Annotated in this window: 12 protein-coding genes; 11 read left to right on the forward strand and 1 reads right to left on the reverse strand. The window is 47.2% G+C overall.

The genetic code is table 11. The features are described from left to right. The first annotated feature begins 13 nt into the window (after positions 1-13). From JNUCC31_RS18350 to JNUCC31_RS18370, 5 genes are all read left to right on the forward strand, one after another. Positions 14-337: a hypothetical protein gene (locus JNUCC31_RS18350; protein ID WP_053779624.1), complete on the forward strand. Its 324-nt coding sequence runs from the start codon at positions 14-16 to the stop codon at positions 335-337. Between the two features lie 153 nt (positions 338-490). Then, positions 491-1,492 carry a UV DNA damage repair endonuclease UvsE gene (gene uvsE / locus JNUCC31_RS18355; RefSeq protein ID WP_192263129.1) on the forward strand — a complete coding sequence of 334 codons (1,002 nt, stop codon included), beginning with the start codon at positions 491-493 and terminating at the stop codon, positions 1,490-1,492. 107 nt (positions 1,493-1,599) lie between these two features. Then, positions 1,600-2,463 (forward strand): inositol monophosphatase family protein, encoded by an 864-nt coding sequence (locus JNUCC31_RS18360; RefSeq protein WP_416234318.1) that lies wholly within the window; start codon positions 1,600-1,602, stop codon positions 2,461-2,463. Between the two features lie 235 nt (positions 2,464-2,698). Then, positions 2,699-2,989, forward strand: a complete 291-nt coding sequence (locus JNUCC31_RS18365) for a hypothetical protein (protein WP_192263133.1) — start codon at positions 2,699-2,701, stop codon at positions 2,987-2,989. A 211-nt stretch (positions 2,990-3,200) separates the two neighbouring features. Next, complete coding sequence (locus JNUCC31_RS18370; protein WP_192263134.1) at positions 3,201-4,523, forward strand: SGNH/GDSL hydrolase family protein; 1,323 nt, start codon at positions 3,201-3,203, stop codon at positions 4,521-4,523. A 120-nt stretch (positions 4,524-4,643) separates the two neighbouring features. Here the strand turns inward: JNUCC31_RS18370 and JNUCC31_RS18375 are convergent, their stop codons facing one another. Next, positions 4,644-5,198: a hypothetical protein gene (locus JNUCC31_RS18375; RefSeq protein WP_192263136.1), complete on the reverse strand. Its 555-nt coding sequence runs from the start codon at positions 5,196-5,198 to the stop codon at positions 4,644-4,646. Between the two features lie 202 nt (positions 5,199-5,400). Between JNUCC31_RS18375 and JNUCC31_RS18380 the strand changes: the two genes are divergently transcribed. The 6 genes from JNUCC31_RS18380 (at position 5,401) to JNUCC31_RS18405 (ending at position 13,403) form a co-directional block, all read left to right on the forward strand. After that, positions 5,401-7,188, forward strand: a complete 1,788-nt coding sequence (locus JNUCC31_RS18380) for a sensor histidine kinase (RefSeq protein ID WP_192263138.1) — start codon at positions 5,401-5,403, stop codon at positions 7,186-7,188. After that, positions 7,163-8,716 (forward strand): response regulator transcription factor, encoded by a 1,554-nt coding sequence (locus JNUCC31_RS18385; protein ID WP_192263140.1) that lies wholly within the window; start codon positions 7,163-7,165, stop codon positions 8,714-8,716. Before JNUCC31_RS18380 ends, JNUCC31_RS18385 begins: the two co-directional genes overlap by 26 nt. A gap of 220 nt (positions 8,717-8,936) precedes the next feature. Then, a complete protein-coding gene (locus JNUCC31_RS18390) occupies positions 8,937-10,220 on the forward strand; it encodes an ABC transporter substrate-binding protein (protein WP_192263142.1) in 1,284 nt (427 codons plus the stop codon). Positions 10,221-10,361: 141 nt separating this feature from the next. After that, on the forward strand, positions 10,362-11,264 hold the full coding sequence (locus JNUCC31_RS18395; RefSeq protein WP_062326210.1) for a carbohydrate ABC transporter permease: 903 nt from the start codon (positions 10,362-10,364) through the stop codon (positions 11,262-11,264). Between the two features lie 2 nt (positions 11,265-11,266). Continuing rightward, complete coding sequence (locus JNUCC31_RS18400; RefSeq protein WP_192263144.1) at positions 11,267-12,106, forward strand: carbohydrate ABC transporter permease; 840 nt, start codon at positions 11,267-11,269, stop codon at positions 12,104-12,106. Positions 12,107-12,215: 109 nt separating this feature from the next. After that, entirely contained in the window at positions 12,216-13,403 is a 1,188-nt protein-coding gene (locus JNUCC31_RS18405; protein ID WP_416234449.1) for a rhamnogalacturonan acetylesterase, read from the forward strand. The last annotated feature ends 68 nt before the right edge of the window (positions 13,404-13,471 follow it).

Raw genomic sequence — 13,471 nt, forward strand, 5'->3', positions numbered from 1 at the left:
AGGAGGGGTATGAATGGGATTTCAGACTGAATTCAATTCCGTATGCAAATTCAAGAATGAACAAGAGTTGTTCGAATTGCTTGAATACGGCCGTGGCAAAATGGTCAAACAAGGCTTTCGTGTATTTCCTACCGGACAGAAAGTCATTGCGTACACACCGGATAACGTGGCCGTAGCCATCGTAAAAATTGTAGTCTCCATTGCAGAGATTAACTTCCAGGGTCAGGAAGTGACCGAAGTGGAGATGCAATTGATCCGCAAACTGAACGAGGAAGAATCACGCATTCAGACCGCGCTCGCAGATGAGATGTTCTTTGGTGAGCAGGCCCAGGGATAGATTGTTACATTTGAAGTGAAACGGTGGACGGATTTGCTCAAATAACGATTATGGTCACTCTTTTAGGGTAAAACTTGGTTATATACAGTGAAGGGAAGACTGTCGGCTTTATATGCCGGAAGGAATCCCGCCTTAATAGAGAGGAAGAAATTCATGCTCGTACGTTTTGGCTATGTAGCGATGTCTGTGCTTGTGGAGAATGCTTCACCTTCCCGGACGATGACCATGTCCAGTTTTAAAAAAATCGATGACAGGGAAGCGGCGATTCGCAAGCTGGAACGGATTGCGGCCGAGAACTTGCATAATACATTACGTTTGCTCAGACACAACAAAGGTAGCCATATTCATGTATATCGTTTCTCTTCCAAATTAATTCCGCTGGCAACTCATGAGGATTTGAGTGATTGGGACCCTTTTCCCGCGCTCAAGCAGGACTTTGCTGCAATTGGTGATTTTGTGAAGGCGAACGAGATGCGTGTATCCTTCCATCCGGATCATTTTACCGTACTCAGTACGCCAAGGGAGGAAGTGTTGCGCAACTCCATGCGGGACCTTCGGCATCATGTACGGATGCTGGATGCCATGGGCCTGAATGCCACTGCCAAGAACAATATACATATTGGTGGTGCATACGGGGATAAGCCTAGTGCAGCGCTGCGCTTTGAAGAAAATTTTCTGAAGCTGGATCGGGATATTCAGGAGCGGATGACGCTTGAAAATGACGACAAAACGTTCAATGCATCCGAGACCCTTGCGGTATGTCAGCGTTTGGGACTGCCCATGGTATTGGATATCCATCATCAATGGGTAAACAATGAAGGCGAACAGCCGTGGGAGCTCTGGCCTGATATATTGAAGACCTGGGAGTCCCCGCTTGCCCAAGCGGATTCACCGGCAGACAAGCCGCTGCCACCCAAAATTCACGTCTCCAGTCCAAAGAGTGAGAAGGACCTTCGTGGTCATGCTGATAGTGTAGAGGTGGAGCCGTTGCTCGATTTCTTACGTCATATTGCAGCAGGTACGCCGGCTCTTGATGTGATGATTGAGGCCAAGCGCAAGGATGAAGCTCTGGTGCAGTTGATGCAGAAGCTAGCATTCTATCACAAAGAGGGTGTGGAATGGGTGGACGAGTCGACGGTTATCATTCATCCGTAGAGCCAAAAGGGGCCTGGGCAGCGGGAAACTTTACGACCCTTGGGGCGTATACTTTTAACAAGTATTTCAACTTTTCGTAGATTGATATAGAAAGTAGAGTGAACGCTTTGAATGAGAAGGAAAAAACACCTTATGTCGTGACAAGCAAAAGCTATACTGCCGTTGCCATTAATGCAGCTTCCAAAGCTGGAGAGTGGATCAAGAGCCGTCTCGGAACGGTGGGGGAACCCGGAACCAAGTATTCACCGCAGGATCTCGTTACCGAAGTCGATAAAGGAGCGGAACAGATGATCCGCCGCCTGATTCTGACGCATTTTCCCCATCATGCCATCCTGGGTGAAGAAGGCGTTGAACCGGGACCGGAAGCTTCGGCGAAAGCGCTGAAAGAAGCGGAGGAAGAAGAGTTCCTCTGGATTGTGGACCCGGTGGACGGAACGACGAACTTTGTACACGGTTTTCCGTTCTATTCGGTATCCATTGCTTTGGCCCATAACGGTGAGGTGATTGTGGGGGTAATTTACGATCCTTCCCGTGACGAAATGTTTGTTGCAGAAAAAGGAAAAGGCGCCTACGTCCACGGAAACCGCATGGTTGTGTCTGGTGAACAGGAACTGGCCCAGAGCCTGATCGCGGTTGGCTTCCCAGCGGATACGACCTACGCGTTGCCGATTAATATGGCCGCTGTCCAGGCACTTGCGCCGCAAGTGCGCAGTCTGCGGGCAGGCGGTTCTGCCGCCCTGCATTTGGCATATGTTGCAGCGGGTCGCCTCAGCGCTTATACCGAAGTTGGTCTGAAGCCATGGGATATCGCCGCAGGTGCACTGCTGGTTGAGGAATCCGGCGGCAAGGTTACCGATACCGTGGGGACGCCTTACCAGCTGTCCGTGAGTCATGTGGTTGCCAGCAATGGCAAGATTCATGATGCATTGACTGATGTGCTGAAGGAAGCAAACGCAACCGGTTTGGAGTGAGTGAGTTTATTCAACTCATCAATGCTTGAAAAATTTGAAATTGTACATTAAACGGAGGGGACTGAACAAATCTGAAGAAGCGGAGCGCTAGCCTTTATCACCGGATTTCTCCCTTGGAAAAGGGAATCAAGGAAATCTGGGGATAACAGCGATCGGGAGATTGTTCTGTCAACGAAGTGAAAGTACAATAGTAAGGTTAGTGCATATGTGACTTTAATTTAAGGAGCGAACAACAATGGATGAATCCAAAGAACTGGAACGACGTTTGAGTGATATGCTGACTGAAGGGGACATGGAGGAGTCCGGCGATGCTGACAAGCGTGAACGCCAGCTGATTCCTCCCAAGTACGAGGTGCGCATCCAGACAGAACGGGACCCGATTGTCGAGGAAACGTTGAAGTTCCGGGATATGGCCCGAGAAGTGGATGATCGTTATGATCGTTATATCGAACGTTCTGCCGGGAACAAGCCGGATACAGACACGATTGATTCAGATCCAGAAGACTTGGAGAAACCGAAATCTTGACAGATTAGCTTTTGATCTGTGGTAAACGAAGGGGCTTTCCAATCGTCATGAATATGACGGGAAGCCCCTTTTAGGTGAGCGCCTCCTTTTTCGTACAGACGACAGCGCCCCTTTAATAATGTTAGAATAGAGTTACACGAACTTCTGTCATCAGAGTGAACAGTGTATGTCATTTTATTTTATAGATACGAGAATAAGGAGTGTTCCAAGAATGAAGCGTAAACGTATATGGAGCAATACAGCGGCAGGTTTAACAGCCAGCATGCTGGCGGGTATGTTGTTGCTGGCATCTTCCGCACAGCCTGCGCAAGCCGCAGATAACAGCTCTATCGCATTGCCAGCTGGTAAAACCGAAGCATCCCTGTCTGCAAAGAAAGATGCAATCGCGTTAACCAAAGAATTCCGCATTGTCACTTTGGGGGATTCTATTACCGTCGGCTATGAGCCTAACCTGAAAGAACTGCCTTATGGTTATGTAGAACGGTTGCAACAACAAGGCCTGCTTCATGGACGTACCAAGGTGGACAACTATGGGATTGCGGGCTTGAAGAGCACGGGTCTGAAAAATTTTGCAGATGCGATGAAGGAAATTAAAGCAATCACATCCGAAGCGATCCAACCTTCTCTTCCTGATCCAAGAGCAGGACAAGTAGGTGCCAATATTGCTGCCATTCGGGAGAATGTAGCCGGGGCTAATCTCGTTGCAATCACGATTGGAGGTAATGATGTATCCGAGTTGCTCGGTACAGCAGATAAACTAAGTGATGCGGAAATGGAAGCAAAAGTAAAGGAATTACTATCTTCCTATACAGCAAATGTTAGCGCTGTGATTAATGATATTCATGAGATTAATCCCAATGCCAAAATCGTAATCGCAGATCAATACCAACCTATGCCAGAAGTAGCTGGTAAGGAGCTTTATGCGAAACTGATGGAAGCCTCTCAGGGATTCACTGCAACCATTGATCGTATTGCGACTGAATTTTCCACTAAAGGGATCGACGTAAAAGTGGCTCATGTTGCAAAGGAATTTGTAGGCGGTGAAGGCACGATGACTCACATGATTAAGGATCGCGATTTCCATCCGAATCAGTTGGGTTATGAAGCGATTGCCAAAGTGTTTGCAGAAACCATCTGGGGCGATTACACCAAGCTGGCTGCTCCTGCAGCAGGTCAACCGATGAATATTATCGTCAGTGGCAAAACGCTGGATACACCGTACAAACCAATCATCCGCAATGGCAAAAACTTTGTGGCGATCCAGGATATCGTGAACGCTGTTGGCGCAACCACGGTATGGGATAATAAAACCTCAACTGCAACCATTACATACGGAGACCGGAAGGTTGCCGTGAAGATCGGTGCCACGGCCGTTCAGGTGAATGGCGCATCCGTAGCTGTGGATACACCTGCATTCCTGAATAAGGTTGGTAAAGAGTCCAAAACCTATGTACCTCTTGCTATGGTAGCCGAGGGTCTTGGTTTTGATGTACAGTATGTAGCCAAGCTGAAAACCGTTTTTGTGAATCCGTAAAACGTATGTATTAATTAAATAAGGTTTGTGAATACGAAACGATGTTAAAATGAGAATGCCAGTCCCTTCCTTTATGATCAGGAAGGGACTGGCATTCTTGTTTATTGGAACTAAATAAAACTATAAGGTCGTACTATTTTTCCTCTTTTTGTAAATATGGTGAATCCAAGTGAATATCCATTCCATAATATGATATAAAACTGAAATGGATAGAGCTGACCAGAAATCTTGGATATATACCCCTTCAAAGATGGACCCCAAAAAATAAATAATGATACCGTCGATTATTATGGTGACAGAGTTTCTGGTATAAACTGAAACCCGTCTTTGTATACCATAGTTCAGGGCAGCAATGATAATAGGATGGAAAAGTGTTTCAAATAATATAAAGCCAATTAAAATAAATACAGAAAATATAATCCCATCACCAATCTGTTCAAAATATAACGAATTACTCATTCCACCAAAAGTATAAAAAAACAAACTATATAATATTGTGAAAAAAGCAACAGGAACAATGATCAATAGAGATAACAAAGGAACAAGCCAAAGTCTTACGTTTACTGGCGGGGGCGATTCTTTATCTTTGCGAGCTATAAACTTAATGATTTCATTTAGTGATAGGAAAAGAAAAAGTAGCAAAATAAAGAGAATAAGCAAATGGGTAGAATTCATAATTTCTCCTTAAGGAGCATTTTAATTAAAATTACTATAATTCCCATGGGAATGAAATACGCTACCCTTCGAAAATGACTCACATGTTGCATAAATATGGCTTGTCATCTGACCATGGATGTGTAAATATGAAAATAACTTACAGCAGATCGAAAACCATTTCGAATAACAGCACCCTTCGCAAGCCAAAGGAGCGCTTTGGATGAGAAAAATTAAGAACGCTTTCACGACATTGCCCATTCATCACAAAACCATTCTTCTCATCGGACTTTTGATGTTGATCAGTTTCACGTTCTATGTATCTGTCCTCGGATATGTGTTCAGAATCTATGATCGACAGATCTATGAGAAATCGTCACAGGTACTTAATATGTCTTCCGTAGGCATTGAGAATCAGCTGCGCGAAATCTCTAATCTATCCTTTAAAGTCATGTCTGATGAGCCGCTCCAGCAATACCTTCTCCAGTTAGGAAAAGCCGAGACGGGATATGAGCAAAATGGGCTGCGTAAAAAAATTACCAATAGGTTAGTGGCTTATGCCGGCTCAGAGAAATATGTCTATTCCATGATTTTTATCGATAATGATAATAATATTATGGCGGCTGGGAACCGGGAGGGAATCTCTGGGGCACAGCAAAAGGAATTGGTTGCCCTAGGGCAGGAATATTCAGGTTCCAACGTCTGGTACACGAGTGGAGATCAACAAGCGAGACTGCTGTCTGTGAGACAGGTGAAGTCCTTTACCGGTGGAGCATTCACGCTGGAGAAGCTTGGTACACTCGTTATTCGTGTACGACTGGATCGGATTGTTCAGGACCAGATGCAGCACCCGGCAGAGGATTCACAGCTATTAATTACAGATGGCCGGGAAGTGATCTATCCCACGCAATCCACGGTAAGTGAAGAAGAGCTCAATTCGGAATTGAAGCGTACCCAGCCTTACGGGATTGCGATGTTTGAGAAGGGGAGAAATTTCGTTGCCCGTGCGCATTCATCCTATACGGATTGGGTGTATCTGTACATGACCCCCTTTGATCAGATGTTTAAACAGATCCAGTTTGTCAAACAGTTGGTGACGGTTATTTTTATCATGATTTTCCTAGCGGCACTTGTATTTGGGGCGAAGTTGTCCAGAAGCATTACCCAGCCCATCGCCCAGTTGATCAAGAAAATGCGCAATATTGAAAAAGGGGACCTCGACAAACTGGAAGAAGCTGCACTTGGCAACGTTCCGGAATCTTCACAAAATGAGGTCGGATTGCTGCATCGCACGTTCAAGATGATGTTACAGCGGATACGTGAACTCATTGATGAGAATTATGCAAAGCAACTGGTGATTCGTGAAACAGAATTGAAAGCGCTTCAGGCACAGATTAATCCACATTTTCTATATAACACACTGGAATCGATCAATTGGCTGGCCAAAGTACAGAAACAGCACCAGATTTCCGAAATGGTTGAAGCTCTCGGATTTTTGCTGCGCAGCTCGGTGAACATGTCCGAGAAGTGGATCACGCTGGAAAGAGAGCTTGATATCGTCCGCAGTTATGTGACCATCCAACGCACGCGATTTGAGGAAAGACTTGATTTTGAGATGGACATTGCTCCTGAAGTGGGGACGGCCCGCATTCCGAAATTAACTTTGCAGCCATTGGTTGAGAACGCAATTCATTATGCATTGGAGCCAAGTATTGACCCATGCCGGATTCGGATCAGGGCCAGAGCGGATGGAGACAACGTTGTTATTGAAGTGGAAGACGATGGTCCAGGCATGACTCCGGAATTTCTGGAGCAGTTGCAAGAAGGACGAATACAGACGAGGGGACAGGGGATCGGGCTGTCGAACATCAAGGAACGGATCAGATTGACCTTTGGCGACGAAGGCGAAATGATCATGAGCAGCAATCCCGGCTCAGGGACCGTAGTATCGATCAGAATACCTTGGATTAGAGAGGACGATGACGATGTACAAAGTGATGCTCGTAGATGATGAACGTGTCATTCTGGAGGGAATTTCGCAAGTCGTGGACTGGGCCGCAGCGGGAACAGAGCTGGTGGATACCGCGAGAAACGGAATTGAGGCACTGGACAAAATCAGTCAGTCCAGACCGGATATTATCATTACGGATATATCCATGCCGGGTCTGGATGGTCTTGGACTAATTGAAAAGGCGTCCGAAGCTTATCCTGGACTTCGCTTTATCATGTTATCCGGTTATAAGGAGTTCGAATATGCCCGCCGGGCCATGCAATATGGGGTAAAGCATTATCTGCTCAAACCGTGTAATGAGAACCAGATTCATGATGCTTTGGCTGAACTGCTTCAGGAACAGCAGGATGCTCAGGTGAAGGAACATGTGGCAGGAGAAATGAAACAACGGCTGCAGCGTGTGCTTCCACATGTGAAGGAGCAGTTCCTGCTGGAGTTTATGACCAACCGGACCTATGGTCCGGTCGACTTGGAGTATTACCAGGAGCTGTTTGATCTTGAACTTGAGGCTAACGAAGTTCGACTGCTGCTGTTCCGGATTGCGGATGAACATGATTATAGTCACCTGTTTGCGATCAAAAATATTGCCAGTGATCTGCTGCCTCATGTTCTGTTAAGCACCACTATTGAAGGCAAGCTGTTAATTCTGCTAGCTGACGCTGCCGATCCTGCGAGGCTGAAGGCGAGCATCGAGGAAGTGCGGGCTGCCTTTACGAGACTGTACAAGTTGGAAGTCACGGCTGCACTCAGTGAAGCGGATCGAATGATTCAGTCCCGGCGTTTGTTTCGGGAGGCGCTGCAATGTCTGAATCACCGCTTTTTTATCGGTGAAGGCAAGTTGATTACCAAAAGTGATCTGGAGCTGGCCGGGGAATGCGACGGGGTGCATGTTGAGCAGGATGCAGAGCAGCTGTGCCAGTTAATTAAGTCAGGCAACACAGAGGAAGCCGCAGCTGAAGTGGATCGTTTGTTTGATCTTCTGTCCGGCCAACAGCTTGAAATTGGGATTACCCGTTCTTATGTGGTGCAGCTGTATTCCGCCATGATCCATGTCTGTCCACCTGAGGAGGCGGCGGAGTTCACGCAGCGCATGGCAGATTTGTCTCATATTGATACGTTGTCTGGCTTGAAGTCCTTTGTCGCCAGCAGTGCAGCCCGATTAACCTCCGGTTATTACAAAAACCATATTAGCCGCCAGTCTTCTGCTGTGGAGAAGATGATGGATATCGTGGATCGTCATTATGGGGAAGCGGATCTTTCCCTGAATGGAGTCGCTCACCAGATGTTGTATATGAATCCAGATTATCTCGGTAAAATTTTTAAAAAAGTGACGGGCGAGAACTTCTCCAACTATGTCAATCGTTTGCGTATTGAACGAGCCTGCGATCATATTCGCAGAGGTGGGGATGTGAAGGTATTTGAGCTTGCCGAACTGTTTGGTTTCGGGGGCAACTCGCAATATTTTAGCCAAGTGTTCAAAAAATGGACCGGTATGACACCGACCGAATTCCGTAGAATCGGCATATAACAATTGACTACCGATCATGTAGTCGATATGGGGGAGGACGAACAGCACCATATAGGGTGCAGTTGTCCTCCTCTGTTTTTTGAACCAACAAGACGGTTTTGTGTATTCAACTCTGATCGTACATTTGCGAAAATGACAATATAAAGTTTGTGAAAGCGTTATCAGAAGTTAAAGGGTAACTCGTTCACACAACCATTTCAACATAAAAGGGGAGATTGGCATGGTGAAAAAGGCAATATTCCTGATGATGGCGGCATTGCTGGTATTAACGACGGCATGCAGCAGCAGCGGAGAATCGGGCGGAACGTCTGCGGATGATTCGGTAACACTTCGTATCGCGTGGTGGGGATCGGATGCAAGGCACGAATACACACAGAAGGTCATTGACTTGTACAAAGAAAAAAATCCGAATGTCAAAATTGATGTGGAATATGCCTCATTCGACGACTACTGGAAAAAGCTTGCTCCACAAGCTGCCGCGAATCAGCTGCCGGACATTGTCCAAATGGATATTTCCTACATCAGCCAATACGCGCAGAATGGTCAGCTTGAGGATTTAGCGCCTTACCTGGGCAACCAGATCAAAGTGGACGACGTATCCGAAAACGTCATCAGCACTGGAGTAATCAATGATAAACAATACGGTGTACCTGCAGGGGTTAACGTATTGGGCTTCCAATATGACCCGGCTTTGCTGAAAAAAGCAGGAGTGGATACATTCCCGGAAAATTTGACTTGGGAAACTTACGAAGCACTGGGTAAGGAAACAGCCGCCAAAGGACTGTTTCTGGATGGGGGCGTTGCCCCGGATATTTTCTTCCACTATTTCCTGCGGACCAAAGGATTGTCTCTTTACAATGCAGAAGGAACCGGTCTTGGCTATGACGACGATAAACTGTTTGTTGAGTTCTTCGGATTAATGCGTCGGATGATCGAGCAGGGTGCAGCACCTTCACCGGATGTGGCTAACCAGACGAAAGGCATTATTGAAGAATCGGATTTAGTCAAAGAAAAAGGAATTGGTGTATGGCAGTGGTCGAACCAATTTGTAGCCTTGCAGCAGGTAGCCAACCGTCCATTGGAGATTGCTCCAATGCCAGGACCGGATATGGAAAAAGGACTCTATATGCAGCCAAGTATGTATTGGGCTGTAACATCCAATTCGAAAGTGAAGGAAGAAGCGGCCAAATTCATTGATTTCTGGGTGAATGATGTGGAAGCAAACAAACTGATCAAAGGTGAGCGTGGTGTGCCGATCTCCGGCAAAATCAAGGAAGCTATTGCGCCTGAGTTGAGTGAATCAACGAAACAGGTATTTGACTTTGTAGCGGCCATGGAGCCAAAGGCCTCTCCAATGAGCCCACCTCCACCTGTGGGTTCACCTGAAGTTATCGCTTCTCTGGCGGATGTCGTAGAGGAACTGAACTTTGGCAAGATTACACCGGAACAAGCAGCAGCGACATTCCGCAAAAACGCCGAATCTGTTCTTGCCAACAATAAATAACAGTTGAATGATTGCTTGCTCATCCCACTTCCGGGATGGATGGGAATAGGGCTACTCGTTTACCGCGAGGGCCTTTCCCCGTCCAGTGATTTGAATTCAGGCAGCGGGGAGCAAGCGGATCAATAAAGGAGGTTCGTTCCGTTGAGGCAGTATTCGTCGTTGCGCAGAAATTTAACCGGGTATGCATTTATAAGTCCGTTTATTATCGGTTTTCTGGGCTTTACACTCATCCCGATGTTTGTATCCCTGTACATGTCGTTTACGAGTTATAACCTGTTCACTTCCCCGCGCTGGATCGGGATGGACAACTACACCAAAATGTTTTTTGATGATCCGAAGTATTGGAACTCGGTGAAGGTAACGTTCCTGTACGTGTTCATTGGTGTACCGCTGAGGCTGGTCTTTGCGCTCTTTGTAGCCATGATCCTGAATACGGGGTCTCGTATGGTCGGAACGTATCGTACCTTGTACTACCTGCCATCGATTATTGGTGGTAGTGTGGCCGTATCGATTATGTGGCGTAATCTTTTTAGTAATGAAGGTGTCATCAACAGTGCATTAACGGCAATCGGAATTGGACCAATCAGTTGGTTTGGTGATCCGAATGCATCCTTGGTTATGCTGATCTCTCTATCTGTTTGGCAGTTCGGATCTTCCATGCTCATCTTTCTGGCGGGTCTGAAAAATATCTCACCCGAGATGTATGAGGCGGCAGGTGTGGACGGGGCAAACCCAATTCGCAAATTCTTCGGTATCACCCTACCGCTGCTCAGTCCAATCATCCTGTTCAACCTGATTATGCAAACGATTGGTGCATTCATGACCTTCGTACCTGCATATATCATTTCCAAAGGAGAGGGCGGTCCAATGGACGGTACCATGCTCTACTCGCTGTATTTGTTCCGTCAGGCCTTTATGTTTAACAACATGGGTTATGCTTCGGCCATGGCTTGGATCATGCTTATTATGATCGGTATACTCACAGTCGCGGTGTTCCTGACATCCAAGTTTTGGGTGTTTTATGAATCCGAAGGAGGGAAGTAACGATGGTTTGGAGAAATGTAAAATGGCCCATTTATCATCTGTTCGTTGCAGCTTTGGCCCTCCTGATGCTCTATCCGGTGCTTTGGATGCTGTTCAGCTCCTTCAAGGAAAGCCGCACCATCTTCGTGACTGCTGAGTCCCTGTTTCCCACGGAATGGATTTGGAGTAACTATGTGGATGGTTGGAAAGGTGCAGGCGGAAGACCGTTTATGGATTACATTACCAACTCTTTAGTTATCGTGGTCATTTCCACGATTGGTGCCGTGTTATCCTCGTCGTTGATCGCTTTCGGTTTTGCACGGCTCAACTTCAAGGGGCGTAACTTCTGGTTCTCCCTGATGATGCTGACCCTGATGTTGCCGCATGATGTTGTACTTGTACCTCAATATATTATCTTTACAAAGCTTGGATGGCTAAATACCATTCTGCCGATTGTTGTACCGACCTTTTTCGGGATGCCGTTCTTCATCTTCCTGATGGTTCAGTTCATTCGTACCATTCCGAAAGAGTTGGATGAGGCAGCTACGATTGATGGATGTAATAAGTTCAGGTTATATGTGCAGATTATTATGCCGCTTATCAAGTCATCTCTCGCAACAGCTGCAATCTTTTCCTTCTACTGGAGATGGGAAGATTTGCTCGGTCCGGTGCTGTATCTGAATTCGCCTGAGAAATATACTGTATCCATGGCGTTGAAAATGTTCCTGGATAGCGAATCTGCCTCCAACTGGGGAGCGATGTTTGCGATGTCCATCGTTAGTCTCGTACCTGTGGTGGCCGTATTCTTCATCTTCCAGAAACAAATTGTACAGGGCATGAGCACCAGCGGTTTGAAAGGTTAATAGAAAATCGTGGATCAAACCCATGGCCGGATGCTGAACAAGGAGGTTGTTTCTATTGGATAGAGCCCAGGATGATCAGGCCGCTGCCGAACAGGCAGCGGCAAAGGGCGTGAAAGAGGCGGTTACCGCCTGGAGGTTCAATTTTGGACCGGACTTGGGAATAGAGAACTACCCTGCGGGTTATCTGAACATATCCGCTGGCACAGTTTATGAAGAACAAGGTGGATATGGATTTGAAACCGGTTCTCTTGTGTATGAGAAACAACGGATTAGTGAAGACGAAGGGACGAATACCAGCAAGGTAAATTACGGAACTCAGGGAAAGACCACCGGGTTTGCACGATTGCGATCAGGCTTCTGCATTCCGCTTAAGGCATCTTTCATCGTTGACGTACCCGATGGAACCTATCAAGTATTACTTATAGCAGGAGATGAACTGGCGGAAACAATCACCCGAGTGAAGGCGGGTGAAGGCAGATTAATGCTGCCAACCATTCGCACGCTTCCCGGGCAATGGGCAGAGGTCCGGTTCTCGGTTGTGGTTCATGGCGGGAAGCTTAGACTGTCGTTCTCGGGGCCCGCTCCGCGGGTTAATGCATTGGAGATCACGCTTGCGAATCAAACCATGACTGTATTCCTCGCCGGTGATTCCACGGTGACTGACCAGCCAGAGAGTGGGTATCCGTACTGTGGATGGGGCCAGTTGTTGCCTGCGCAGTTCAAGCATGATGTGGCTGTAGATAATCATGCCCAGTCGGGCCGAAGTTCCCGCAGCTTTATTAATGAAGGCAGGCTGGACGCCATGATGGAGCACATCAAGCCGGAAGATTTTCTGTTTATTCAATTTGGACATAACGATGAGAAGCCGGGCCCTGAGCGGGGAACGGAGCCTTTCACAACATATAAGCAATATCTGAAAAAGTATATTGATGCTGCCCGCGAAGCCAAGGCCCATCCGGTGCTCGTGACCCCTGTGCATCGGCGATATTTCGCCGATGACGGAACATTGACCGACACCCATGGTGATTATATCGTCGCTGTGCGTGAGCTGGCCGAGGAAGAAGGGGTGCCGCTGATCGATCTGGCTGAGCGCAGCCGTCTTCTGTTCGAGCAGGCGGGAGTTGAAGGCAGCAAGGAAGATTTTATGTGGGTGCTGCCGGGTGAGTTTGTGAACTTCCCAGCAGGCGTGGAGGATAACACGCATTTTCAGGAGCGCGGTGCCCACCGCCTCGCTGCCCAGGTGGCGGAAGCCATCCGCGAGCTGCGATTGCAGCCGCTGCAAATGTATTTGAGGTAAGCCTTTAAAAAGCTGTGGCGAGCGTTGCAGCGAAGGAGGGAATCGGAGCAGGGGGAGCGAAGCGCCCG

Origin of the sequence: Paenibacillus sp. JNUCC-31 (assembly GCF_014844075.1) — a bacterium.
Taxonomy (GTDB): domain Bacteria; phylum Bacillota; class Bacilli; order Paenibacillales; family Paenibacillaceae; genus Paenibacillus.